Here is a 26,542-nt window from a genome sequence, read left to right as displayed (position 1 = left end):
AGATAGACTAGTTGCTCTCCTTCTCCCTACGGCCGACCTGGGTGGCGACGAGCTTTGCCACCAGATGGACGAGGTTCTTCGCCTCAAATCGGTTTTTCAGCTTGTCTATTCGGTGCTCGATCGTTCTTGGCGATAGGTGCAGAACCTCGGCGATTTCTTTCGTGGTCTGCCCTTCGATAAGAAGCTGGATGATATTGTCGTCCGTGATGTCGGTCTTTGCCTCCCGTGTAGGTGAGACGAAGAATCGCCCTTCGACGAGGCTGATGCACCAGGCGGGTTTTCCATTGCCTTTCTGCGGCAGGATAAGGCGTTCGTAGCCTATCCGGACACCGAGAAGTCTGGTCCTGACAAGCTCGAGTGTCGGGTGTCCCACTTCTATGGCACGCGAATAGGCGGGAATAATCGCGTCGTCGACAAAGCTTCGATCGAGATCACGTAGGGCGGCATCAGGAAACTGTTGCTTCATCTGGTTCAGCAGGTGGCTCTTGAAGCCGAAGTCCTTCACCCGGAGAAACCGCCAGTCATAGGGATTGTCGGCGACCGTCGTGACGACGGAGAGCGCCATTTTGATGGTCAACCTTTTGATGATCTCGGCATACAGGCTCTCCGGGTTTGTCATCTCGTCGGATCGTAGCCACACATCGATGAGGTCTTGGGCAATCGTATTGAATGAACTCATATTTTTCGGCAGGAGCAGGAGAAATTTCCATTTGTTTCAACTGCATATACATCGAGTATTTGTTATCAAATGATTGCCAGAACGCGAACATTGGCCAATCCTCTCGTTTTCATGGTGATGATTGCCCCGGCACACGACATCCACCATTGCTAGCTGCTGCGCAGCATTCGAATTTCCTTTGGAGTTCATGGCTCTGTGGAGTGGAAATTTATTGCTATCCATTATTCACCACGATCAAAAACAAGTTTTGCATTGGGACTCTTGTCGCTGTACCCGACGACATTGCATCCATCGCGGACTGGGGCCTTGCCCTGCAATGTCAGTTGCAGTGAGCCGTTGTCGTATCCGCTGACGAGGTACGGCGCCGGATCGCAGCCCTTCTTGAATGTGTATGCGACGCCAGAAATCCACTCGTTCGGAACACTCCAGCCACGGAAAACGACGGTCTCGGCCTTGATGGACCCGGCGATTGAAGCCTTGGGTTGCGAATAGACGATGATGTGCTGCTTCTGATGATGGAACATCAGGGATCCGTTGTGGCCCATGAACTCACCGTAGCGATCCTCAGTCGCGAATGTCCGCTGAACGGGGATATCATTGTAAGGCCATCCGACCGGACACAGCTTGAGCCACATAGCTCCGAATTCGCGGCCACGATCTGCATTTGACATTCCGACGCGTTTACCTGTCTCGGTATCTTTCATGCTGATGTAGCCGTAGAAGTCCTTGCTTTCGGTTTCGGGGCCCTCAAAACGGTAGTGCTTGCCCTCCGTCCATAGGTCACCCGTTTCGCAGTCTGCGCGGGCTTCATACACCTTTCGGTCGACCTCTCGCGACGCAGCACATGAGGTATCTCCCGGATGCCAGTTACCACACCAACTCTGAATGGATTCAGGTGTGATCTTCGCCTTCATCGTCGAGTTTTTGCCGCCGTAGTCAGAGAATTCGAATATTGTCGGAGCGACCGCTTTGGAATTCCATGGAAACTCGTCACCGACGGGCGGCGACGGCATTGAAGGAATGGTAGAGGCAAGAAGAACAAGAGAAGATAAAAACGACATAAAACACCCGGCGCAATCAGTTATTCATTCAGCACAAACGCCTCGCCCTCACGCTGGCGAAGCGCGATCCCCTGGGGGCTACCACGCGGCAAAATCGTCGAAAAACGCCTGGAGTTGCCGATTTGCCTTGGGCCACACGGCGATGACATAGGGCAGGAGAACCAGGTACTGAAACGCGAGGACAAAAAGCCCAGACAAAAGGACGCTGCCGATCAGCGCCAGCAAGACACTTCCAGACAGGCCGTAAAGTGAAACCGCCAGCAATGCGAGGACAATCAGAAATGACTTGTTGTTGAGGAATACCGACGGTTTGAATACGCCAAGGCGAGCACATGTATGCTGCAAGCCATTGCGGTCCTGTGTGAACGATTGGCCTATATTATGGTTTTGAGCCGCGGCCGTGTATCCGTCTCCGCCTACCCTATACAGACTGATGATGCTCATCATATCGTTTTCACCGACGCTGACGGCAAACGGCAGCTGGAAGAGCCTTTCTTTCCCGTCCTCAAACCTTAGCCGGACTTCGCTCGTTTCCCATTGTTCGTTTCGAACCGTAGAATGTACGTGATTATCAACGTTAGCCATGTAGTTGTTGTGATGAGTTGTATAGATTTGATTGTGCTGCTTTATCCTTGAGCCGACAACTCTTCCGGAGATACGCTCTGCATCGAGTTCCACGCCGTTGATGAAAACACGCTTGCTCTCCTCGCGAGGAAGGACAACATCATCACGATGGTTGGAAGTATACTGTGGATTCTGAATTTCAGGCACGAAAACTGCGGAAAGTGACATAGCTACCCCTCTATCGTTGATAATTTTAAACGCTAGAAAACAAAGACTGTTCAGCTAAGAAACTAAGTCAGCCACAAACGTTAGTTTTTTGAAAAAGGGCGAGGGGGAAAACCCCACATCGGTACGAAATTGCACCAAAGAGAGGCGTAGCGTTAAAGAACTATGCCGTCGCTCCAAAAAATGACAGCTTCTGAATCAAAAGCGGAGGTATCGTGTTCCTGAGCCACGGCCACAAACGCAAGGTGGAAAAAAGAGACATTCCACGGCAGCGTCCCGGGAGAGGTATGGAATGCGACTTCGGGGGCAGTCAGTCCCGCGCCCCGCCCTGGGCGGCGTTTCGCTGACGCTCCTATGGCTGCACCGGAACCGATCGCCGCATGCTCGAATGCCCTCCATCCCGTCAATGGCGGCTTTTAGGTCCTGCGATGGCGGCAAGATGTAGGCGTCAAGGTGCTGGTAGGTTTCATCCTCATGCGGGACAACAGAGACGAGAGTATCGCCATACAGCTCCCTGAGCCAGTTCACCGTCAGTTCCTCCCGGCGATCGACTTCGGGCCGCTTCCGAGGATCGACATGGACTTCTTTGACTGTGTGGGGGTGGCTCGCGACGACGTTCAGGAGATTGTGTTGATCGACGCGAATCTTGCGATGCCGCCTTTCACGGCTTCCCAGGGTAAGCTTTCGAGGAACTGATTCAGCGTCATCGATCGAGTCAGAAGCTCGGATCCATTTTGTCATTTATTGCGGTTGATCAGCTTGTTTTGCGAACTATCATCAGGATCAGAGGGCGGCGGCGCGACCGCCGAATCGCTGCCCCCCATCTTCAGTTCATCACCAGCCCTATATTGTAATTGCTCCCACATCCGAGGTTTTCCATGCGCATCGCCGTCGGTGGCATCCATATTGAATGCAGCACTCACAATCCCGTTCTGAACGAGGAGAGTGATTTTCGCGTGTTGCGCGGGGAGGGGCTGCTGGAATCGCCCTACTTTGCCTTCCTCAGAGACTACGACGCGGAATTCATGCCGACGATCCATGCCCGCGCCATTGCCGGCGGGCCGGTTTCGCGTGCCACCTATGAGGCGTTCAAGAGCGAATTCCTCGAGCGGCTAAAACCGCTGCTGCCGCTCGACGGCCTGTATCTTGCCATGCACGGTGCCATGTATGTGGACGGCATGGAGGATGCCGAGGGCGACTGGATTAGTGCCGCCCGCGCGCTGGTCGGCGAGGATTGTACGGTTTCGGCGAGCTATGACCTGCATGGCAACGTCACCCAACGCATCATTGATGCACTCGATGTCTATTCGACCTATCGGACGGCGCCGCATATCGATGTCGAGGAGACGATGCGCCGCTCGGTCGCCATGCTGGTAAAGAGCCTGAAAACAGGCGTGAAGCCGGTTGTTCTCTGGGCGCCGATCCCGGTCGTGCTGCCGGGCGAACGCACCAGCACCGTCGATGAGCCGGCTAAGAGCCTCTATGCCATGCTGCCCGAAATCGATGCGATCGACGGCGTCTGGGATGCGTCGCTGATGGTCGGCTACGTCTGGGCCGACGAACCGCGCGCCACGGCTGCGGCCATCATGACCGGCACCGATCGGGCCGTGCTCGAGCGTGAGGCCAAACGCCTTGCCCAGGCCTATTGGGATTCGCGCGAGGACTTCGTCTTCGGTTGCGAGACCGGCTCCGTCGAAGAATGCGTCGCCAGAGCCATCGCCAGCCCGACGGCTCCTGTCGTGCTCGCCGAATCCGGTGATAACCCGACCGGCGGCGGCGTCGGAGATCGGGCCGACATCTTGGCGGAGCTGATTTCCAGGAACGCCAGCGGCGTCGTCTTTGCCGGTATCGCCGACCGCGAAGCGACCGAGGCCTGTTACGCTGCGGGCGTGGGTCGCGAGCTCGAACTCAGCGTCGGCGCTTCGCTCGACACCAAGGGCAGCAGGCCGGTCATTGCCCGTTTCACAGTCAAGTTCCTGCACGAAACGTCCGACCCTTCAGACCGCCAGGCGGTGGTTTCGACCGGCGGCATCGATCTGGCGCTTTCGGCCAAACGGCGGCCCTATCACAATATCGCCGACTTCACCCGGCTCGGGCTCGACCCGCATGCGGCCCGGATCATCGTCGTCAAATCGGGCTATCTCTCGCCGGAACTGGCGCCGATCGCTAATCCTAACCTCATGGCACTGTCGGAGGGCGTCGTCGATCAGTTCGTCGAGCGCCTGCCGCGGCTGCGCAAACAGCATCCGACCTATCCTTTCGACAAGGATTTTGCCTTCGAGCCGCAGGTCTTCCTCTCCGCGCGATCGCCACAGGCTTAAGATTTCACCGACGCCAGCGAGAGATGATTTCCCAAAAGAATGTTCGGCACGACTCCGCGACCCTCACGCGACTTGCGAATGGGTTTTTGCGATCGGTCGATAAGCGGCCGCCCTGCAGGGTGCCGCGAGGCAACAAGTATTGCCGGAGATGCGCTGTGCCGCCGCGGCGCATCGCGCCCTTTTGCTGCACTGCTTATATGACTTATGCTAGATATTATTTCACCGATAATTGTTAACGACCAATACCCGCCGTTTGTGTTCTCTTATCCTTGCGAATCAAAAAGGTTTGATTTGCCCGGGGGACGGCCCCCATGTTCCACCATGGGGCGATGCAACAGTTGGGTAGGAGCCTATGCTGCAACGGATTGAAGATATTGATGCAGCCCTAATCGACAGGTTGCAGCATTCGGCATTCAAGTACTTCCTGAAATATTCCAATCCCGAGAATGGCCTGGTGGCGGATACCTCGATCGGCGGCGTGCCGGCGAGCATCGCGGCCGTTGGCTTTGCGCTTTCCTCCTATCCCGTTGCTGTCGAACGTTGCTGGATCACCCGCAAGGAAGCGGCAGAACGCACGGTCAATACGCTGCGTTTCTTTGCCGAGGCGCGCCAGGGCGAGGAACGTCATGCGACCGGCCACCGCGGCTTCTTCTACCATTTCCTGCACATGGACACCGGCAACCGCGCCTGGAACAGCGAACTTTCGACCATCGACACCGCGCTGCTCGTTGCCGGTATCCTGACATCAGCGCAATATTTCGATCGCCAGGACGAGACCGAGACTGAAATCCGTGAGCTCGCGACCTTCATCTACGAACGCGTCGACTGGCGCTGGGCGCTGAACAAGGGCGACACCATTTCCATGGGTTGGAAGCCTTCATCGGGTTTTCTGCGCTGGCGTTATCACGGCTTCGACGAGGCGATCATCCTCTATGCCCTGGCGCTGGCATCGCCGACGCATCCCATCCCGCAGTCGTGCTACGACGCCTTCACGGTGAGCTATTCCTGGATGATGCACGGCGAACAGCCCTATCTCTATGCCGGCCCGCTGTTCATCCATCTCTTCTCGCATGCCTGGATCGATTTCCGCGGCATTCGGGACAAGCCGATGGCGGAGCGCAACTGGGATTATTTCCGCAACACCCAGGTCGTCATCAACGTCCAGCGGGATTATGCCGAGCGCAATCCCGGCCAGTTTGTCGGCTATAACAGGAATATCTGGGGCTTCTCCGCCTGCGATGGCCCGCCGCCGACCCGGCGCATGCGCGGCGGCCGACAGCCGAAGGTTCTGGGTTACGCCGCCCGCGGCGCCCCGCTTGGCCCCGATGACGGGACGATCGCGCCCTGGGCGGCCCTCGCCTGCCTGCCCTACGACCGGCAGGCCGCCCTCGACGGCACCAAGGCACTTTTGACCAGCTATCCGAACCTGCTCTTGGAAGGCGGTTTTCCCGGCGGCTTCAACCCGACGGTCAAGACCAAGCGGCCGGAAGGCTGGGTCGACGACCGCACCGTCGGCATCGACCAGGGTCTTGTCGTCATGACCATCGAAAACGAGCGCTCCGATTTCATCTGGAAGCTGATGCGGCGATCGCCGACCATCCGCCTCGGCCTCGAGCGCGCCGGCTTTACCGGCGGCTGGCTCGAAGGCATCGAGCCGGAAGAAGTGGTGCGTAAGGTCGGTTGATTTTACCGCTCGAAGACATGCGCCTTGCCTGAGATATCGAGGCGAACGAGATCGCCGCGCGAGGGAAGGGCGACGCTCGAGGTCTTGATCCGGATCGGCGGCAGGGCAACGCCGTCAAGCGAAACCGCAACCGTGCAGACTGCGCCGCCGAATTCCACCTCGACGACACGTCCGCCATGATCGCGATCGCTTTCATCGGCAATGACACGGATTTGTTCGGGCCGCAGCATGATCTCCGCCTTGCCCTGCCGGCTGCCATCGACGGCGACGCGGCCGAGGGCGCAGTCGGCTAGCCCGTTCCGGATGATCGCCGGAAGCAGCACGGCATCGCCGAGGAACAGTGCCGTCTCGCGATCCCTGGGATGCAGATACAATGATTGCGGCGATCCGGCCTGGATCAGCCGCCCTTCCCTTAGGACCGCCACCTGATCGGCAAAGCTCAGCGCCTCTTCTTGATCGTGCGTCACCAAAACGGCGGTAATGCCGGCTGCCTGCAGCACGCGCGCCACCACCTTGCGCATGTTTTCACGCAAGCCGGTGTCGAGCGCCGAGAACGGCTCGTCGAGCAGCATCAGCCGCGGCTTGCGGCCGAGCGCGCGGGCAAGTGCGACGCGCTGCTGCTGGCCGCCGGAAAGCTGGTGCGGGCGCCGCGCCAGCATGCCGCGATCGAGCTCGACCATATCGAGCAGATCGGCGATGCGCTTCTCACGATCCATAGCCCCTTTTTCGAAACCGAAGCCGATGTTCTCGGCGACACTCAGATGCGGGAACAGCGCTCCGTCCTGCGAGACGATGCCGATGCCGCGCTTATGGGCCGGCACCGCGGCCGAACCGTCCGCCAGCACGTCGCCATCCAGGGTCACCCTGCCGGCGTCGGCCTGCTCGAAGCCGGCAATGATGCGCAGCAGCGTCGTTTTGCCCGAACCGGATGGCCCGACGACGGCGGTGCGGCTGCCCGCCTGCACTTCGAGCGAAATATCCTTCAACGCCTGGACCGGGCCGTAACGCTTGCTGATGTTCTCGATCGTAAGCAGCGTCATTGGCCGGCGGTCCGTTTCGATTGCGTATAGAGCGTCAGGGTGAGCGGCAGCGACAGCACGATCATCATGAAGGCGTAGGGGGCGGCCGAGACATAATCGATTTCGCTGGTCAGCGACCAGAATTTCGTTGCCAGCGTATCGACGCCATTGGGCGAAAGCATCAGCGTCGCCGTGAGTTCATTGGTGATGCCGAGTGCGGCGAGTGCCACGCTGGCGGCGGCTCCGGGCGCTGCGAGCCGCATGGTGATCTGCCGTACCGCCTGGCCGGGGGTGCGGCCGAGGCCCATGGCGGCGCGCTCCAGTTCCACCGGCGCCTGGGCAATGCTGGTGCGCAGTCCGACCATGGCGCGCGGCAGAAAAAGCATCACATAGGCGACGAGCAGGGTTGCGAAGGTCTGATAGAGCGGCAGCATCAGGCGCACGGTTATCGTCACCAGCGCCAGCGCCACGACGACACCCGGCAGCGAGCCGACATAATAGTGGCAGGCTTCGAGCAGGCGCTGCAAGCGGCCGGGTGCACGCACGGACAGCCACGCCATCGGTGCGGCGGCAATCGTCGCCAGCACGCCGCCGGCAAGGGCGAGCACGATCGTCTGCACGAAGGCGCTGGCGACCTCGATACGCCAGATCTCGCTGCCGCCGAGATAGAGCCAGCGCCCAAGTGTCACCAGCGGCACGCCAAGCGTCAACACCGCCAGCACGATGGGCAGCGAGAGGGCCGGCACCATGAACCAGCCGAGGCGCCGACGATCGGCCGGACGCGGCGAGCCGGCGCCGACGCGGGCATAACGTTCGTTGCCGCGCAGCAGCACTTCGAGGCCAAGCAGGAAAAGACAGCAGGCGACGAGCACGCCGCCGAGCATGTTGGAGGCCGGACTGTTGTAGGAAGACTGGAACTGGTCGACGATCGCCGTCGCGAAGGTGTCGAAGCGGATCATGACGAACAGGCCATACTCCGAAAGCAGGTGCAGCGCGATCAGCAGCGAGCCGCCGCAGATGGCAAATTTCAGCTGCGGCAGCACGGCGCGGAAGAAGACACGCCAGGGATTGAGGCCGAGCGAGGCGGCGGCATCCTCGATGGCCGGATCGAGACGGCGCAAGGCTGCGGCGACCGGCAGATAGAGGAAAGGGTAATAGGCGACCACCGAAACGAAGACGCCGCTCTGCAGGCCGCGCATGCCGGGAATGAGGCTGACCCAGGCATAGCTGTGGACGAAGGCCGGCACGGCGAGCGGCGCGATCGCCAGCCAGGCCCAAAGCCTGGCGAAAGGAACATTCGTGCGCTCGGTCAGCCAGGCAAGCGTCACGGCCAGCGCGATAGACAGGGGAATGGTGATCGATTCCAGGAGAACCGTGTTGATGAGGAGGTCGCCGACACGCGACCGGAAGACGAGCGCCTTCACGGTTTCCCAGCCGACATCGTAGGTGATCCAGCCGATAAAGCCGAGCGGCACGAGACTGAATAGCGCGACCAGGGTGGCGAGGAGCACGACCGACGCGTGCGGCATGCTCCCGCGCGGCAAAACCATTCGCATGGTCCCCGGTGCGGCCGGCGCCTCGGTACCGGATGCGAGCAATCTGTTGTCCTGCAGCAAGGCCGATGCCTTCACACGCTGAAAAAGGAAGGCAACCGCCTTTGGAGGACGGTTGCCGGATTTCGTCATGGCCTAAGGTTTTCTTGAGCCAAAAGCAATAGTTTTGGCTGCTGCAAGCCTGCGGCAGAAGCGTCAGATAAGGCCGGCGGCCGTCATCAGCTCCACGACCTTCTTGCTGTCCAGCGTCGAAGCCTCGACCATCGGAGCATCCAGATCGGCGAGCGGCGTGAGCTTGTCGTTGGAGGCCGCATCCTTGCCGACGGCATATTCATAAGACGTGCCATCCTTGAGAACCGCCTGCCCGGCTTTGCCGGTGATGAACTTCAGGAAAGCCTGGGCTTCCTTCATGTGCTGGGTGGACTTGAGGATGCCGCCGCCCGAAACACTGACGAAAGCGCCCGGATCCTGGTTTTTGAAGTAGTGCAGGCCGACATTCTTGCTGTTCTCGCCTGTCTTGGCCTGGTCGCCGAACCAGTAGTAGTGATAGATGATCGCACCTTCGACTTCGCCTGCATTGACCGCCTTCATGGCGACGCTGTTGCCCTTGTAGGGCGTAGCATTGTCCTTGAGGCCTTTCAGCCATGCCTTGGTGGCGTCTTCCCCCTTGAGTTGCAGCAGCGAAGCGACGATCGCCTGGAAATCGGCGCCGGCGGGCGCCGCACCCCAGCGGCCCTTCCAGGCCGGATCGGCGAGGTCGAGCATCGACTTCGGCAGCTTGTCCTCGGTAAGCTTCGTCTTGTCATAGGCGAAAACCGTCGTGCGGGCGGCAATGCCTGTCCACATGCCATCGGCCGGGCGATACTGATCGGGAACCTGATCCAGTGTTTCCTTATCGACCGGCGCGAACAGGCCTGCGCCGTCGACCAGCGTCATCGCCGGCGAATTTTCCGTCAGGAAGATATCGGCCGGAGAGGCGTCGCCTTCCTGGATGATCTGGTTGGCGAACTGCATGTCACTGCCCTGGCGCATGGTGACCTTGATGCCGGTCTCCTTGGTAAAGGCATCGATCCATTCGCGGCCCAGGCTTTCGTGCTGAGCATTGTAGACGACGATGCCTTCATCCTGCGCATTGGCGCTGCCGGCGAGCGCCGTGGCGGAGAGAAGCGAAGCGGCAAGCGCCAGCACGTGGGAAAAACGGTTAAGAGCAATAGTCAAGATAGCCTCCATGGCAATGTCACCCTGGCTTCCCGAGGGTGGTAAGAGGCGTATATTTTTCTTGACTAGCCATTTCAAGTTTGGTCGCCTCGAAACAAGCATCACAATATCTTGTTACGAGCGTGCATGAATTTCACGGCAGTCGAAAGAGGCGACGCCGCGTGAGCATCGCCTCTCTCGCAACTGCACTTATTCGACGTCGAACTTGACGCCCTGCGCGAGCGGCAGCGTGCTGCCGTAGTTGATCGTATTGGTCGCGCGGCGCATATAGGCCTTCCAGGCATCGGAGCCGGACTCGCGCCCGCCGCCGGTCTCCTTCTCGCCGCCGAAGGCGCCGCCGATCTCGGCGCCCGAAGGGCCAAGATTGACGTTGGCGATACCGCAATCCGAGCCGCGCGCCGAGACGAAGGTTTCGGCCTCGCGCATGTCGTTGGTAAAGATCGACGACGACAGCCCCTGCGGCACGGCATTGTGCAGGGCCAGGACCGCGTCGAAATCGCTGTATTTCATCACGTAAAGAATGGGCGCGAAGGTCTCGTGCTCGACGGGTCCAGTCTGATCGGGCATTTCGACCAGCGCGGGGCGAACGTAGAAGGCATCGGCCGAACCGTTGTCGATGCGTTGGCCGCCGGTCACCTTGCCGCCGGCCGAAGCCGCTTCGCCAAGCGCTGCCTGCATCTTCTCAAAGGCCTGGCCGTCGATCAGCGGTCCCACAAGCGTGCCGGTTTCGAGCGGATTGCCGATGGTGACGGAGCCGTAAGCCTTCTGCAGGCGCGGCACCAGCTGGTCGTAGACGCTTTCATGCACGAAGAGACGGCGCAGCGTCGTGCAGCGCTGACCGGCCGTGCCCATGGCGGAGAAGGCGACGCCGCGCAGCGTCAGGTCGAGATCGGCGCTCGGGCAGACGATCGCCGCATTGTTGCCGCCGAGTTCGAGGATCGCGCGGGCAAAGCGCTGCGACAGGCGCGGGCCGACGGCGCGGCCCATGGCGGTCGAGCCGGTGGCGGACACGAGCGGGATTTTCGGGTGGTCGACCAGCACCTCGCCGACCTCACGGCCGCCGATGATCAAGGTCGACAGATTGGCCGGCGCCGTGCCGCCTTCGGCGACGAAGCGCTTCAGCGCCTTTTCGAACAGCGCCTGCACGGCCAGCGCGGTCAACGGCGTCTTTTCCGAAGGTTTCCAGACGGTGGAATTGCCACAGACCATCGCAAGTGCCGCATTCCACGACCAGACGGCGACGGGGAAGTTGAAGGCGGAGATGATGCCGACCACGCCGAGCGGATGCCAGCTTTCCATCATCCGGTGCTCGGGGCGCTCGGTGGCGATCGTCAGGCCGTAAAGCTGGCGGGACAGGCCGACGGCGAAATCGCAGATATCGATCATCTCCTGCACTTCGCCCAGACCTTCCGAGGTGATCTTGCCGACCTCGATCGAGACCAGACGGCCGAGCGCGGTCTTGGCGGCACGCAGCTCCTCACCGAGGAGGCGGACCAGCTCGCCGCGCTTCGGCGCCGGAACGGAACGCCATTCGAGGAAAGCCTTGTGCGCCTCTTCGATCGCCGCCTTCGTCTCGGAAACGGTGTGCTCTCTGAGTTTGCCGATTTCCTTGCCCGTCACCGGCGAGGTGACGGAAAGGGTGCCGCCATGATAGCGGCCGGCGTCGACGCCGAGTTCGGCGAGCAGCTTGGCGGTTTCGGTGGCGAGATCGAGGACGGCGATGTTCATTGTCGTGGTTCCAATCTTGTTATTCCAGAAGCGAGTTTCGCTTCCGAGAAGCGCTTGTCGGTTCTCAGAAGCGGGCATCGGCGAAATGGGCGACTTGAGCGCCGGCTTCGTACCATAGTTCCTTGAGGACCCGGAAGCTCGGTTCGGTGGGCGAGGTCAGTGGCAGCGGCAGATCGGCTTCCGAAAGCCGGCCGAGAATATGCTCGGCCAGTGTCCGGCCGAAAACCGTGCCGGGGGCAATGCCGCGGCCATTATAACCGGAAAAGCCGATGACGCCGGGGGCGAATTTATGAAAGCGCGGCAGCGCATTGTCGGTCATGCCGATCTGGCCGTACCATTCGCATTCGAATTCGACATCGCCGATCATGGGGAAGAGCCGCTTCAGGGCGCGCTTGGCCCAGCCTTTGTGCACGGCAAGCCCGGTATTGCGCAGCGCCCCGACACTGCCGAAGACGAGACGCCCGGCCTGGTCCATGCGGAAGGAGGACAGAATGTCCTTGGTGTCCCACGCGCCTTCCCGTCCCGGCAGGATCGATTGGCGGAGATTGTGGCCGAGCGGCACGGTGGCGAAGTTGAAATAGGGCAGATAGACCTGTTCGTTGCGCACCTGCTCGAAGGGGCCGGTGCTATAGGCATCGGTCGCGACGATGATCCAGTCCGCGCTGACCTCGCCGCCTTTCGTCTTCACGGTCCAGCGGCTGCCGCTGCGCTCCGTTGCGATGACGGGGCTCGACGTATGGATGACGACGCCCGCCTTGACGGCGGCATGGGCAAGGCCGCGCGCATAGGCCAGCGGCTGCAGCGTTCCGGCGCGCATGTCGAGCAGTGAACCGGTATAGGCGTCGCTGCCGATGCGTCTGGCTGTCTCCGCCGCGTCGAGCAGCGTCACGGGTGCGCCGCGCGCCGACCATTGCGCCGCGCGTTCCTCGATCTCCTTCAGCCCCTCCGCCCCGACCGCGCAGTGCAGCGTGCCGTTGCGTTCGAGTTCGCAGGCAATCCCGTGCCTGTCGATCAGCTCCATGACCAGATTCGGCGCATTGCCGAGCAGCTCGAGCAGGCGTTCGCCATGCAGCGGACCGAGCACGCCGGGCAGATCGTCGGGCATCACCCACATGCCGGCATTGATCAGGCCGACATTGCGACCCGCGCCGCCGAAACCGATTTCCTTTGCCTCCAGCAACACCACCTTTGAGCCGGCTTCGGCAAGATGCAGGGCGGAGGAGAGGCCGGTGTAGCCGCCACCGACGATGACGACGTCGGCCGATACCGAGCCTGCGAGAGGCGAGGTAACAGGCGGTTCGGCTGCGGTCTTTTCCCAGAGGCCGTGGGAGCGCGGATCATTCAGCATGGTTCAGTCCGATCGGAACGAAATCGCGGTAGTTTAACCCATATGATGAAGCGTTGAAGCGCGCATTTCACGCCACGGTCTTCGGCTGCAGGCCGGCAAGGCCGAGCGCTTCCATCGCTGCATCCAGCGATGCCGCCTGGCGTTCGGCATAAAGCGCCAGCTCGTCCTGAACGGTGGCGCCGAGTGCGGCCTCGAAGGCGTCGCGGTTCGAGCGCGTGGCGTAATTCTGCTGCTGATCGGTACCGAGATTCGACTGGAAGATGCCGGCCGCGCTTACGGGCAGGAAGTCTTCGTAGACGATCGGCGAGAAGGCAAGGTAACCCTTGGCGATCAGCGCTTCAGGATCGCCAGCCAGCGAGCCCTTAACTGCGGCGGCAATGCCTGCTGGCGTGGCGGAATAACGGAAGAAGGCCAGGTCTTGCCTGCGCAACTCGTCCCAGCTGTCCGGCAGCGCCTTGAAACGATCGGCGAGTTCCTGATCGTAAGCGCCGGCCTTGGCGCCGCCGGCGCCGACCTGCACCTCGCCGCGAACCGAGGCGAGCAGCCGGTCGTAGAGCGCCCGGCCCTTGGCCGTCAGCGCCACGCCGCGCTGTTCGATCTCGCCGAAACGGGCGGTATGCGTCCCTTGAACGGCTTCCGCGTCACCGGCAAAGACGATCGCCTCCTCCAGCGCCTTGAAGCTCGTCTGCCGCAGCAGGATATCGCAATGACGGCGCGGCGGCCCTTCGATGACGGCCTTCGGCGTGATGCCGCGTTCCGGCATGCGGGCCTGGACCGCGTCGATATCGAGCGTGCGCGGCGTCAGGTGATTGATATGCGGCCCTTTGAAGCTGACGACGTCGGCGATCAGCCGATGGGCGTCGTGCAGGCGCTTGTAGGTTTCGGCGCTGACCGTCGCCTCGCCGTGCCAGCGGAAGGTTTCAAGCGCCTCGGCGACGAATTCCGCCGCTTCCGCTTCCGTCAGACCGCCATTCTGCTCGTGACGCTCGATCAGTGCGACGGCGCGCGGCGTATAGATGCGCCGCTTTGCCAAAATGGCGTCGGCTTCGCTGCGCAGTCCTTCGTCCTCAATCAGTTCCAGGCGCAGCAGCGAGGTGAAGACGCGGAACGGATTGACGTTGAGCGCGGCCTCGTCGATCGGCCGGAAGCAGGTGGAATGAACCGGCACGCCTGCAACCGAAAGATCGTAATAGCCGACTGCCTGCATGCCCATGACGGCAAACAGCCGGCGGATGGTGAAAAGCTCGTCCGCCGTGCCGAGGCGGATGGCGCCGTGGCGCTCGACATCGATGCGTTCGAGCTCGCCGGCCCGGGATAGGCGCTCGCGCAGTTCCGGATCGCGTTCGAGGCGGCCGGCATTCACATCGGCGACCAGTTCGATCAGCGTGCCGTATTGCGGCACCTCCGCCCGGTACATCTGCGACATCGCCTCGGTGAAAAGCGAACGGATGCGGTCAGTGGAAACGAAGGCTTGCGGCATCTGGAAAACTCCGGCTCATTCCGTTTTTGCAGGATGAAACTCTTTACAACCGCTGCGAAGCCGGAAATATCGCTATTTCGGAAATAGCTCATTCTGAAACGGAATGAACATGCTTGGCTCAAGACGGTTTCTGCCGTCGATTTCACATCTCGCCGCCTTCGAGGCGGTTGCCCGCACCGGCAGTGTGACGGCCGCCGCGCGCGAGCTCGACCTGACGCAGAGCGCCGTCAGCCGCCAGGTGAGCGCGCTGGAGGAGCAGCTTGGCGTCGAGCTCTTCCTGCGCGAACGCCAGACCATGCGGCTGACGCTTGCCGGCGACAGTTATGCCCGCGAAATCCGCGAAGCGCTGCGGCGCATCTCCAGCGCCTCCTTGAACCTGCGCGCCAATCCGCATGGCGGCACGCTCAATCTCGCCATCCTGCCGACCTTCGGCACGCGTTGGCTGGCTCCGCGGCTCGGGCGCTTCCTCGCCGCCAATCCCGGCGTAACCATCAATCTGGTGACCCGGCTTTCACCCTTCGATTTCCGCCTCGATTCGATCGATGCCGCGATCCATTTCGGCCATCCGCACTGGCCCGGCGCCGAGCTCGCCTTTTTGATGTCGGAGCGCACGGTGCCGGCCTGCAGCCCAGACTTTCTGAATCAGCACCGGATTTCGGAACCGCAGGATCTGCTCGCCGTTCCGCTCCTGCATCTGACGACGCGCCCGGATGCCTGGGAGCAGTGGTTCGCCGGCAACGGCGTGTCCTTCGAAAGCGTGCATGGCATGCTCTTCGACCAGTTCGCCACTGCCGCACAGGCGGCGATCGCCGGTCTCGGCGTCGCCCTCTTGCCGACATTCCTGATGCAGGAGGAGCTCAGGCGCGGCGATCTTGTCGCCGCCGTCGACCGGGAGATGGAGAGCCGTGAGCGCTATTATCTTGCCTTTCCGCGCGAGCGCGCCGACTATGCGCCGCTCGCCGCCTTTCGCGACTGGATCGTCGCGGAAGCCGCCGCCAATCCGGCTGCGTGAGGAACGGCTTGCATCGGCATGGCGCTTTCGACCATTATATCAGCCAAACAATCTCTGCAGGAAATCCCATGAAGCCGATCTTCGTCCAGCTCCAATGCGCCCCCGGCAAGACCTATGATGTCGCCGACGCCATCTACCAGACCGAACTGGTCTCGGAGCTCTATTCCACCAGCGGCGACTACGACCTGCTGTTGAAGGTCTATATCGAGGAAGGCCAGGATATCGGCAAGTTCATCAACGACAACATCGCCAATATTCCCGGCATCGTCCGCTCGCTGACGACGCTGACCTTCAAAGCCTTCTGAGCTCCGTCAGACGCGGTTAACCTTTTTACCGAAGAATCGCCGTTCGGCATGCCGCTTAAATCGCTACTTAACGCCTGAGATAGCTCGTCGTTGCTATAAGAGTCCCGCGTCCGTTTGATGCGGCGCTCGCAGCGATAGGTGGAAAATGGCGATCGTCGAGGCAGATAGGGTGCGCGAGAAGCCGACGTTGGAATCGGCCCCGCTGATCGTCCATGTCGTGCGTCAATTCCTGCCCAATCGCGGCGGCCTGGAAGACGTGGTCGCCAATCTCGCCCGCCAGACGGTGCGGCGCGGTTATCGCGTTCGCGTCGTCACGCTGAACTCGCTGTTCACCGCGCCTGAGGAAAAGCTGCCGGCCCGCGAAGATATCGACGGCATCGAAGTGGTGCGCATTCCCTGGTCCGGCAGCAGCCGTTATCCGCTGGCGCCCAAGGTTTTCGGCCATCTCGCCGATGCCGATCTCATCCATGTCCATGCCATTGATTTCTTCTTCGACGCGCTCGCCTGGGGCAGGCTGCTGCATCGCAAGCCGATGCTCGTCACCACCCATGGCGGCTTCTTCCACACACGAAAATACGCGGCGATCAAGAAGATCTGGTTTCGTACCCTGACCCGTGTTTCGGCGATGGCCTACCGCCGGCTCGTCTGCTGCAGCGCCTCCGATCTCAAGCAATTCTCCGAAATCGCACCCGACAGCCTGCTTATCGAAAATGGCGCCGATATCGGCAAATTCGCCGACACCGCGTCGCGTCGGGCAAAGCGCCGCATCGTCACCATCGGCCGGTTCTCGGTGAACAAGCGGTTGGAGCATTTGCTCGATGCAATGGCCGTGCTGAAAACCCGTGACCCGGATTGGCATCTCGACATCGTCGGGGCCGAATCCGACTTGAACCGGGCCGATGTCGAAGCCGCGATCGAAGGCCGGGACCTTTCCGGCCGCGTCACCCTGCACGTTTCGCCCGACAATGACGCCATTCGGCGCGTCATTGCCGAGGCCTCGCTGTTTGCCTCTGCCTCGGAATATGAAGGCTTCGGCCTAGTGGCACTGGAGGCGATGAGCGCCGGCCTTCTGCCGGTGCTGAATGCCAACGATGCCTTCACAACGCTTGCCGACCGGCATCCCGTCATCAGGCTTGCCGATTTCACCAATCCCGAGGCCGCCGCGACCGTGATCGAAGCGGCCTATGAAGGCCTTTCACGTCAACCGGACGTCGTTCGTTCCGGGCTCCTCGACGCCGCGCGCGGCTATTCCTGGGATATTGTCGCCGGACGTTATGTCGATCTTTATCGATCGCTGAACGTCGCCGCGGCCGACCGGGTCTGATCCTGCCAGCCTGAAATTCCGTCACGCTTTGGCGAGACGGATAATCTCATCGAGCACGAACCTGCGTGATTGCGGCGGCGTCAGATTGTGATCGGCGTCCGGCAGCATCAGCAGCCGCACGTTCGGATAGCGGGAAAGCTTGGCGCCGCGCGGTCCAAAGTGGAAATAGACGTGATCGAGGCCGACATCACCTTCGCTGTAGATCAGCGTCAACGGCACCTTACGCTTACCGAACTCAGCGAAGGAATGCCGGACTTCGCGGGCGATGTGGCGCCGGTCGGGGAGCAGTTCGAGCAGCGGCGCGATCCATGGGGACAGACGACGACCGGCAGCGATGACCATGTTCTGCAGCGCAGAGACGACGTCCACCTGGCCGCGCAGCAGCCGCTTTAGCGTATCGAGCCGCGCCAGGCGCTGGCCGTAATCATCAAGGCTGCGGGGAACGGAGACAACATGTTCCTTACGCACAGGTATCTCAGGATCCCAGTAATAAACGAAGGGATTGATCGACACGACGGCCTTCAGCCGCTCGTCGGCAACGCCGGCGCGGAAGGCGACATAGCCGCCACTGCATCGGCCGGCCACCATGAACGGGCCGGCGGCTATGCCTTCGAGCAGATCGAGCGCGGCGACCGCATCGGCGGTCTGCGTATCGGAATAGAGCACCTGCTCCGGTGCATCGGGCCGTGGCGGACTGTCGCCGACATTGGCGGAATCGAAGCGCAGCGAAACCACGCCCTGGCGCGCAAGCTCGCGCGCCATATCAACCGTCGTCCGCCCCCAGCCGGCATGCCGGTCATAGGCCGTCGACAGGAAGAGCACGGCACTGCCCTTGATCTCGCCGGGCGGCCGGCTGACGACGCCGACCAGGTGATCATGGCTTCCGAAACGGACCGGCATTTCGACAAAACCATCGCCGGCCAGCGGCGGGTTCTCGATTTCTACCGGCGAAGGGGCGGCGGACGTCTCCACCGTGGCGCCCTCCAGCCAGGTCGTCAGCAGCGCGACCACAGCCATCGGCGTCTTGGCGAAGAGCGGATTGGTGACGAGTTCGTCATAGCCTTCGAAAACCGTCTGCTCGACATCGGCGCCGAGCGCCTTCAACGCATCGGCAAAGCCGGTATCGTCGGCCTTGGCGGGACGTTCGAGGATCAGATAGCGGGACGCCGCCAACCCCTGTGGCGAGGCGATGTTGAGCTTGGCGAGCTCGCCGGCGATCTCCTCGGGCATGACCAGCCCGGCGATTTGCACCTTGGCGGTCTGGACATGCTCCTTGCCGAGGCCGAGATCGGCATCGATGATCTTCGACCACATGGTGAGTTCGCGCAGATAGGCCCGGCCGCTCAGCACCGGCGCCAGCATGACGAGGCTGTCGACGCCGTCGATCGAAGAGCCGATGCGTTGGGCAAGCGTTGCGCCGAGGCCCTGTCCGATCAAGACGATACGGTCGCAGCCGGTGAGCGATTTCAGCTTGGCCGCGGCCGCCCGGATCGAAATTTCCCAGGTTTCCAGTCTTGCCGGCAATGCGCCGAAATCCAGCGCATCGCCGGTGCCGCGATAATCAAAGCGCAGGCTCGGCACGCCGATATCGGAGAAATGCTCGGCGGCGACGCGGAAGAATTTGCGGCTGCACATCTCCTCGAACCCCCAGGGGCTGACGAAGAGGACGGCGGCCGAACGTTTCTTCGCCACGGGATTCTCAGGCATGAACAGCCCGATCGTGCCGTCGAAGACGACAGGCAGGGCAGCGCTGCGTCCGGCACCCTCGGCCGGTTCGAGCGAGAATTCGCCGGGCGCGACCTTGGCGCGATCGGGATCGCCGGGAAGCCGCGGCGCGATGAAATTGATCGCGTGTCCCACAGGCCGCTTGAGCAACGACGGCATCTTATCCAGAATGGCGCGCATGACGTCGACATCTTCGGCCGGCACGGCGCGCAGCACGCGGAGTGCGGCGAAATAGCAGAATGTGCCGGCAAGGATTGCAGCAACGAGGCCGGCCGGACCCTGTATGAATTCCAGCGCCGAAATCGCCCCGCAGGCACAAAGCACGGCAGCGAGCGTCACCTTCGTCAGGCTCGTGTAAAGGCCCGAAAGCTGAGATCCGAATCCTGTCTGTCTGATCATCATCACCGACATTGCAACGAAGACGAGGATGCGCACGAGCGCGGCACCCTCGGCGGCGAGCCTAGGTATGATCAGTAAACAACCGACTACCATCAGAAGGCCACCTATCACACTGATGTTCAGGCGGGAGCGGGCCCTGTCCATCGACAGGAGGTAGAGGCTGAGGATCTGCATGAAGGTATAGGCGGGCGCCACCAGCGCCAGCAGCGCCACCACCGTGCCGCTGCGGCGGAACGCTTCGCCGAACACGACGAACACCAGTTCGCTGGAGATCGCCGCAAGCCCGAGGCTCATCGGCAATACGATATAGGCCATGCTGCGGGTGACGGCGGCGAAGACTTCGACCGGCAAGGTCGAATCGTCGCTGTTATGCCGCCGCTCGGAATAGTAGGGCAGCAGGCTGCCGGTCATCTGGATCGGCAGTTGCAGCGCGATATTAGCGATCGACAGGCCGACGGCGTAGTAACCGACCATCTCCACCGACCAGAACTGCTGCAGGAAGAGCAGCTCGAGCCGGTTGAGGAAGATGGAATCGATGATGAACTGGATCGACAGGATGACGGAGGACGAGGCGAGATACTTCAGCGAGACCCCGCACCAGTCGCGCCGCGCAAGCAGGATCGGCAGTGTGGCGAAAAACAGCACGAGCTGGCCGAGCGCATAACCGACGAGAACCCCCTCGACGCCATAGAAAACGGCGCCGGCGGCAACGCCGGCAAGCTGCACGATCGAGACGCCGACGGTCAGCTTGAAGAAGGCGCCAAGCTTCTTTTCGCCGATCAGGTAGAATTTGACGAAGGATCCGATCGCCTGGACGAAGAACAGCGCGCCGGTGACCAGAGCGACGGACGGCGCGGTCTCGGCCCAGTGCATCTCCTCGGAGGTCAGAAAGAACAGGGCGTAGAGCGCCAGCAGCGCGACAGTCGAAAACATCATGAAGCTGACGAGGATGGCGGCAAATCCTCGCCGGCGGCGCTCATCGTAACCTTCCGCCGAAAGCTGCGGCATGGTCTTCAGGAGCGTGATGCTGGAGCCGAGCTCCGCGATCGAGGCGCCTGTCATCACCAGCCACAGCGAGAAGGCGACGATGCCGTTTGCCTCCGGCCCAAGCAGACGCGCCGTGATGATCGAGGAGACGAAGCCCGTCAGCAACAGCAGCATGCCTGCCGCCGCATTCATCACCGAATTTGCGATAATACCCTTCGACATCCGTCCATCCGCCAGGCTCGGCCTAAGGCCTGATACCCACCATTTCTAATGCGAAAATGTTAAAATAAAGCGGGAGTGACACTAGCTGGCCTGCATCGCCGCCAGCGTCTGAAGCGCCTTCTCGTAGCTGTTTTCCGCGAGGTAACGCAGCAGGAACTCCCGCGCCTTCTCGGCCTTCTCGCGTGCACGCTCGGGTGCGCGGAAGATGTCTTGCAGGTGCGCGGCCGCCGCATCAGGAGAGGGATCCGCCCAGACCGCGCCCGCGAGCCCGGCAAATTCGGGATGGGTGTCGACCACCGGAATGAGGGCTGAGTCGACCAGCCATGTATTGTCCGGATCGCAGAAATCCGCCGTGGCCGACCAGGCGGTTGAGATAACCGGGGTACGCTGCATGATCGCCTCGGCGACCGTCAGCCCGAAACCCTCGGAACGATGCAGCGAAAGATAGGCGTCTGAACAGCGGATGAGACCGTTGATTTCGGCGTTCGACAGCCTGTCGGTGACGATCCTGATCCGGCTGTCGCCCTCAACCGAGGCAACCAGCTCGCGCAGGCCTTCGTCCTTGTTCACATCGCCGCTGGCCTTCATCAGCAGAAAGGCACTTGGGGCTTCGGTGGCAAATATCCTGAAAGCCTTGATCACGGCCTGCGGATTCTTCCGGTTGATCGACGAGCCGGCACTGAAGATGAAGCTGACGAGAAAGGCGTCCTTCTCGATGCCGAACTTCTCCCGCATGCCTTCGGTCGCCGGCGCCTCGGTGACGGGATGCGGAACGACGATGACCGGCGCCTTGGTCAGCGGGGCGATTGCCCGCCGGGTGAATTCCGACGGCACGAAGACGGCGTTCATATAATGCATCGCATTGCGCCACTCCGCCGGCACGACTTCGAGCTCCCAAGCGAAATTGCCGATGTTGAAGGCGCGGGTGAAATTCGCGACGCCCTTCTTCAAAATGGCGCGCGGCAGCATCGGCGGATTGAGATGCCAGATCCGGCTCCCCGGCGGCTCAGTGGAGAGACCTGCCGGCATCCAGCCGGCAAAGGACTTCTCGTCTGGATGGGTGCTGACGTCGGAAAGCGAAATCGCCCGCCCCGCTTCCGACAGAGCACCGGCGCAGAGCCTTGCCGATTCGCCGACGCCGACGGCCATCGAGAGATAGCCGACGACTTCCACCGGCTTGCGCGGATTGAAGGCAAGACGCGAGCGCGGGATCAGCCGCTGCAGGAGATGGGCACGCAGAAAGCGGTATATCGTTCTCAAACCACGGATCTTTCTCAATGCGTCGGTATTTATTCTTGGCGGAAGCATCAGCCCTGGAGCATGACGCGATGTGAGCTGCCCAGACTTCTGATCTCGCCCGCAGGCGGAAGATCGTTCTCGGTGCCGGAGCGGGCGTGGAGTTTCACGCGACGCATCGCGCCGGGGGCGAGATGGAACCAGTCGTCGTCGGCCCGATAGCCTTCGACGTCGATATGCACTGACTGCGCCAGCCGGTCGGTGCGAAGATCGACGAACCAGTCGTCACCGTCTCTGACGAGCGATGCTTCGATGCCCGCGTCGCGTAGCGCGTTGCGCCGTCCGCAAGGAAAATGGAAGCTTTCGGCCAGAACCACGGCGTCCGACAACGAGCGCAGTCGCGCGACGCTAACATCATGGGCCGGCGGGCCGAACCGGAAAGCATAGGTCGTATCGAAGAAGGCGCCGAACAACGCGGTAGATGCAAACCGCTCTACACTCCTTGCCGCCAGCTTGAAGGCCATGTTGCCGCTGACGACCTGCTGCTTGCCGTCGCGCAGACAGAAGACCTCGAGCTCCACGTCGAGGTCGGCATCCGTCTCGTTGACGACATGCACATCGAGTCCGTTGGTTCCCTCGTCGGTGAAGATTGCCTGGACCGGCCGGAACGCACGGCGCATCGCATACCAGACCGGCTTCGGTTCACCGGTGGAATCGATCACGCCCCAGCCGGGGCCGGGCATGAGGTCCTGCAGCGTCCAGACAAGCGCGCCATTGCAGGCGGAACCCTCGCGCCGCCATTCGGCGAAGGTTTCCTCGATCACTTCGCCGGTGACGGCGCGGGAGAGATCGAGATAGCGTTCCTGATCTTCGCGGCGCAACTGGGCCGGATCGAGACCGTAGAGAAGCTCCAGATAATGATCGCGAACGTCTTCGAAATCCCAAGATGCGCTACGGTCGCGCGGTACACGCGCCTTCCAGAGCGGGCTGTGGACGGCCGGCACATCGAGATGACGTCGCAGCGTCCGTTGCTGCGGCACATGCGCGAAGGCCAGGCTTTCCGAGGCAAACCGCACATCGGCGCGGCGCGCATCTGCAATCGGCCGCATATAGGCGCCGACGTCGTAATAATGGGCGATGCCTGAATTGGGAGAGAACGGCATCGCGCCGCCATAGGGCGAATTCGGAACATAGGGCACATCGGGACGCATGCGGGCAACGATGGCCGGGATGATTTCGTCGGTGACCGGTCCGCTCCAGAATTCCGTCGGCAGGCCGAGCATCGCCGCTTGCTGGTGGATCTCGCTGCCACCACAGAGCACCGCGAGCGAAGGCGAGGCCTGGACGCCGTGCAGGAATTCCTCGACCTCAGCATGTACATGGCCGAGAAAAGTCTTGTCGTTGCGCGGATAGTCGAAATTGGCGAACATGAAGTCCTGCCAGACCAGCAGGCCGAGCTCGTCGCAAAGCGCAAAGAAATCCGGCGTCTCGTAGGCCATGGTGCCGCCGATACGGATCATGTTCATGCCGGCGTCAGTGGCAAGACGCAGGAACGGCTCGTAGTCCGCCCGTCCGCCCGGCAAGCGCGCGACATCCGCCGTCGTCCACACCGCGCCGCGGCAAAAGACGCGCTCGCCATTGACGAGAATCGCGAAGTCATCGCCGTCATCGCCGCGCTCGACCTCGATACGCCGGAAGCCGGTGCTGCCGAGCAAATACTCGGCGCCATCGGAAACCAGCGTCAGTTTGTAGAGACGTGGAGCGCCATGCGTGTGCGGCCACCAGGGTTCGATGTCGGCAAGCTTGAGGATAGCCGAGTAATGATTCTCGCCGACCTTTTCGAACGGCTGCTCCATTCCGCCGCAACGGAGCAGCATCGAAGGGTTGTCGGCACTACTGTGCAGGGAAACGCTGAGCCGGCCGACGCCGCTCTCGTCCAATACGGTGCGGATCGAGACATTGTCGATCGAGACGGGATCGCGCCGCACCAGCGAAATCGGCCGCCACGGGCCGACCGCGTGGATATCGGGGCACCAGCCCGGCATATGCCCGAGCAACGTCGTGCGGAAATTTTTCAAGCCCGCCGGCGTGATCATCTGCGGCCGCCAGCGCGCGCGCGGACCGGGCTCCGACAGACGCGGTCCGAGCGCCCGGAAACAGAGCGCCAGCTCGTCGCCGCCCGAAAGCGTCACCGGAATTTCGTGCGCCGTAAACATGCTTTCGGAAAACAGGATTTCCTGGCCGTTCAGGAACACATGGCAAAGCGTCGCAAGCCCCGCGAAACGCAAGATCGCTTCGCCGGGCTCAGCATCGAAGAGCCGGCAGAGATACCAGGCGTCTTTCGTGTTCAGCGGTTCCGGATTTTCCCGGTCGAAAAGCCCGGCCCTTTCGAGTGCCGCGGCGACTGTTCCGGGAACGGGTGCTGGAATGAACTGCGCAGAGAGCGGAATGTCGTGCGGCACCGCACAGGCATCCGGTTCCGTCAGGACCAGGTTCCAGCCTTCGGAAAGCACGCTTTCCTCGGCTCCGATGCTTGCCAAACGCCCCCGCATGGTCTGATCTCCGGCCTCAGATTCGCTCTGCAAGCGATGCCATCATCAAATCCCATGCATCGGCGGCCGGATCAAGGGCTGCCTGCAGCGGCTCGAACCTCCTGCGGGCGACGGCGCGGGCGAGTTGGAACTGCACCGATTTCGCTGCGTCCGAAATGCGCCTGGCATGCTCGGCGGCGGCGGCGAATTCATCCGGGGAGAGCCAGGCCAAGTGATCGGCCGCAAGCTCGAAATTGGCGCCGACCTGGCGAAGCGTATTGAAGGCATATTTGTGAAAAAAGCCGAACGGCCGCTCAGCCACCGCTTCCACCTGTTGCGGAAAGACGCTTGCAAAGGCGCGGATCGGATTTTCGCTGGGTCGCCTGTTGAAATGAGCCCCGAACAGCCGCCGCGCGGTCGCGCGCAGATGCACTTCATCGGCGGGCTTTTCCGGGAATCGTGCAAATTCCGTGTAAGGCAGGAATGGCGGGTCGTTTTCCGTCAGCTGCAGCTGGAACAGCCCGTCGAAATCTTCGCCTTCAAGGCGGAAATAGCCGGCATTGTGGAAATAATCGACGCGCTTGGCCGCAACGTCCAGCCGGTTGATCGCCACCGTCGTTTTACCGTGCTCCTGCCGGTAGGCGGTGCCGCGCGTATCCGGCATATAGAAGGAATCCATCTCGATCAGGCAGAGCCGGCCCCGCGCGATCTGCACTTCGACATGGCGTTCGACACGGTCGTAAATGGCAAGCTCGGTGGCGCGGATTCCGTAGAGCGCTTCGAGATCTTCGAGCGGCACCTTGAAGAAGGTGAACTGGTCGCCCTCGAAATCCTGGATCAGGGTGAAACCGAGCATCGCCTCGGGCGCAACGCCCGACGTCGCCAGCACCTCGATCCAGAGATCGACATAACAATTGGTTTCCGGCCAGGCGCGCTCGCTGGAATGCAGCGCATGCGCCCGGTAGGTTTCCGGGTCGATCCCCGAAAATACCGATGTCATCGCTCCCATCAGCCCCACAGCGTTTTCCGGACGCTGGCCGGCCATTGCTTCACGTCAAGCCCGTGATGGTGGAACAGCGCAAGCGCGATGCGCTCCAGCCCGAAGCCGACACAGGCCGTGTGCGCGACACTCCCGTCCTCGAGGTTGAGGCCCCATTTCGTGCCGAAGGCGTCCTGATGATAGTTGAAGCTCATGCAGGCGGTGGGATTGGCGGACGAGGTGATCGGGATCAGCAGTTCGAACTTCAGGTTCTGGTCGCGTTGATTGTTGGCGAGCATCTTGCCGGCGCGGCCGAAGAACGGATCGTTGGCGATGTCGATCGTCACCTCGAGGCCGACGGCTTTCATCATCTCGACGCCGCGATCCATCCAGCGTTGGCGGAAATCGGTGACATGCTCTTCGGTGCCCATGCAGACATATTCGCGCATCCGGAACAGCTGCTGGCGGGCCGGGTCTTTCGACGGCTCGTGGCGGAAGCAATAGGATTGCAGGTCGAAGAGGCCGCCGGTCTTCGGCAGATTGCCGCGCTTGGCGACCGTCGGATAGAGTGGATAGCAGGCAGCCGGCGTCAACACGATATCGGTCGCTTCCTGTCCCTTGGTCCAGTCCTCGCCGACTTCCATGCATTGCAACAGGCTCACATGGTCGAGTTCGCTGCCGCAGAAGCTGTGCACCGTGCCGGCCAGCTGCGGGAAGCTCTTCATGTAGCCGCTCTTTTCGAAAAAGGCGCGGTTCATGCCGGGCGGAAAACGCATGGCCTCCGCACCGTCGCCGCCGCCGACCTTGTCGATGAGGCGCTCAAACGCGGCGATCACCTCTTCGAACTGGCCGCTGCGGCCATAGAGCCCGTCGATACCCGTATCGATCAGCAGGCCGGATTCGAAAAGCCGGTCGAGAAACGAGGTCTGCATATCCATGACT

19 protein-coding genes are annotated in these 26,542 nt (G+C 61.7%); 5 read left to right on the top strand and 14 right to left on the bottom strand.

Features of this window, described 5'->3' with window-relative positions; genetic code table 11:
- Positions 1–7: 7 nt before the first annotated feature.
- The 3 genes from C4N04_RS21765 to C4N04_RS21755 form a co-directional block, all read right to left on the bottom strand.
- The gene (locus tag C4N04_RS21765; protein ID WP_106797009.1) at positions 8–679 is read right to left on the bottom strand and encodes a helix-turn-helix transcriptional regulator; all 672 of its coding nucleotides are present in this window, start codon (positions 677–679) and stop codon (positions 8–10) included.
- 221 nt (positions 680–900) lie between these two features.
- The gene (locus C4N04_RS21760; protein WP_158775580.1) at positions 901–1,740 is read right to left on the bottom strand and encodes a hypothetical protein; all 840 of its coding nucleotides are present in this window, start codon (positions 1,738–1,740) and stop codon (positions 901–903) included.
- 78 nt (positions 1,741–1,818) lie between these two features.
- Positions 1,819–2,532, bottom strand: a complete 714-nt coding sequence (locus C4N04_RS21755) for a hypothetical protein (RefSeq protein WP_106797007.1) — start codon at positions 2,530–2,532, stop codon at positions 1,819–1,821.
- A gap of 875 nt (positions 2,533–3,407) precedes the next feature.
- Here C4N04_RS21755 and C4N04_RS21745 point away from each other — a divergent pair.
- Both C4N04_RS21745 and C4N04_RS21740 read left to right on the top strand, forming a co-directional pair.
- Entirely contained in the window at positions 3,408–4,850 is a 1,443-nt protein-coding gene (locus tag C4N04_RS21745; RefSeq protein ID WP_106797005.1) for a M81 family metallopeptidase, read from the top strand.
- Positions 4,851–5,202: 352 nt separating this feature from the next.
- On the top strand, positions 5,203–6,534 hold the full coding sequence (locus C4N04_RS21740) for a glucoamylase family protein (protein WP_106797004.1): 1,332 nt from the start codon (positions 5,203–5,205) through the stop codon (positions 6,532–6,534).
- Between the two features lie 2 nt (positions 6,535–6,536).
- On the opposite strand, the gene C4N04_RS21735 is transcribed toward C4N04_RS21740, so the two are convergent.
- The 6 genes from C4N04_RS21735 to C4N04_RS21705 form a co-directional block, all read right to left on the bottom strand.
- The gene (locus C4N04_RS21735) at positions 6,537–7,574 is read right to left on the bottom strand and encodes an ABC transporter ATP-binding protein (protein WP_106797003.1); all 1,038 of its coding nucleotides are present in this window, start codon (positions 7,572–7,574) and stop codon (positions 6,537–6,539) included.
- Complete coding sequence (locus C4N04_RS21730; RefSeq protein WP_106797002.1) at positions 7,571–9,238, bottom strand: iron ABC transporter permease; 1,668 nt, start codon at positions 9,236–9,238, stop codon at positions 7,571–7,573. Before C4N04_RS21730 ends, C4N04_RS21735 begins: the two co-directional genes overlap by 4 nt.
- Positions 9,239–9,301: 63 nt before the next feature.
- Positions 9,302–10,324 (bottom strand): iron ABC transporter substrate-binding protein, encoded by a 1,023-nt coding sequence (locus C4N04_RS21725; protein WP_158775578.1) that lies wholly within the window; start codon positions 10,322–10,324, stop codon positions 9,302–9,304.
- Positions 10,325–10,513: 189 nt separating this feature from the next.
- Positions 10,514–12,052, bottom strand: coding sequence for an aldehyde dehydrogenase family protein (locus tag C4N04_RS21715; protein ID WP_106796999.1), 1,539 nt, complete (start codon positions 12,050–12,052; stop codon positions 10,514–10,516).
- Between the two features lie 64 nt (positions 12,053–12,116).
- Positions 12,117–13,400: an FAD-binding oxidoreductase gene (locus tag C4N04_RS21710; protein ID WP_106796998.1), complete on the bottom strand. Its 1,284-nt coding sequence runs from the start codon at positions 13,398–13,400 to the stop codon at positions 12,117–12,119.
- Positions 13,401–13,467: 67 nt separating this feature from the next.
- Positions 13,468–14,880 (bottom strand): VOC family protein, encoded by a 1,413-nt coding sequence (locus tag C4N04_RS21705; RefSeq protein ID WP_106796997.1) that lies wholly within the window; start codon positions 14,878–14,880, stop codon positions 13,468–13,470.
- 103 nt (positions 14,881–14,983) lie between these two features.
- On the opposite strand from C4N04_RS21705, the gene C4N04_RS21700 reads away from it, so the two are divergent.
- The 3 genes from C4N04_RS21700 (at position 14,984) to C4N04_RS21690 (ending at position 17,521) form a co-directional block, all read left to right on the top strand.
- Positions 14,984–15,892, top strand: coding sequence for a LysR family transcriptional regulator (locus tag C4N04_RS21700; protein WP_077992353.1), 909 nt, complete (start codon positions 14,984–14,986; stop codon positions 15,890–15,892).
- 68 nt (positions 15,893–15,960) lie between these two features.
- Complete coding sequence (locus tag C4N04_RS21695) at positions 15,961–16,197, top strand: Lrp/AsnC ligand binding domain-containing protein (RefSeq protein WP_003543721.1); 237 nt, start codon at positions 15,961–15,963, stop codon at positions 16,195–16,197.
- A gap of 145 nt (positions 16,198–16,342) precedes the next feature.
- A complete protein-coding gene (locus C4N04_RS21690; RefSeq protein WP_077992349.1) occupies positions 16,343–17,521 on the top strand; it encodes a glycosyltransferase family 4 protein in 1,179 nt (392 codons plus the stop codon).
- 21 nt (positions 17,522–17,542) lie between these two features.
- Here the strand turns inward: C4N04_RS21690 and C4N04_RS21685 are convergent, their stop codons facing one another.
- The 5 genes from C4N04_RS21685 to C4N04_RS21665 all read right to left on the bottom strand — a co-directional run bounded on the left by C4N04_RS21685 (position 17,543) and on the right by C4N04_RS21665 (position 26,538).
- A complete protein-coding gene (locus C4N04_RS21685; RefSeq protein WP_086156398.1) occupies positions 17,543–20,854 on the bottom strand; it encodes an alpha/beta fold hydrolase in 3,312 nt (1,103 codons plus the stop codon).
- 81 nt (positions 20,855–20,935) lie between these two features.
- Complete coding sequence (locus C4N04_RS21680; protein ID WP_077992344.1) at positions 20,936–22,114, bottom strand: glycosyltransferase family 4 protein; 1,179 nt, start codon at positions 22,112–22,114, stop codon at positions 20,936–20,938.
- A 47-nt stretch (positions 22,115–22,161) separates the two neighbouring features.
- Positions 22,162–24,642 (bottom strand): glycoside hydrolase family 2 protein, encoded by a 2,481-nt coding sequence (locus tag C4N04_RS21675; RefSeq protein ID WP_096762097.1) that lies wholly within the window; start codon positions 24,640–24,642, stop codon positions 22,162–22,164.
- Between the two features lie 16 nt (positions 24,643–24,658).
- On the bottom strand, positions 24,659–25,639 hold the full coding sequence (locus C4N04_RS21670) for a DUF1839 family protein (protein ID WP_183738755.1): 981 nt from the start codon (positions 25,637–25,639) through the stop codon (positions 24,659–24,661).
- Positions 25,630–26,538 carry an amino acid--[acyl-carrier-protein] ligase gene (locus C4N04_RS21665; protein ID WP_009994187.1) on the bottom strand — a complete coding sequence of 303 codons (909 nt, stop codon included), beginning with the start codon at positions 26,536–26,538 and terminating at the stop codon, positions 25,630–25,632. The genes C4N04_RS21670 and C4N04_RS21665 overlap by 10 nt, the downstream gene beginning before the upstream one ends.
- Between the last annotated feature and the right edge of the window lie 4 nt (positions 26,539–26,542).

Origin of the sequence: Rhizobium sp. H4 (genome assembly GCF_003013335.1) — a bacterium.
Classification (GTDB): Bacteria; Pseudomonadota; Alphaproteobacteria; order Rhizobiales; family Rhizobiaceae; genus Rhizobium; species Rhizobium sophoriradicis.
This window is presented reverse-complemented; position numbering and strand designations above follow the sequence as displayed.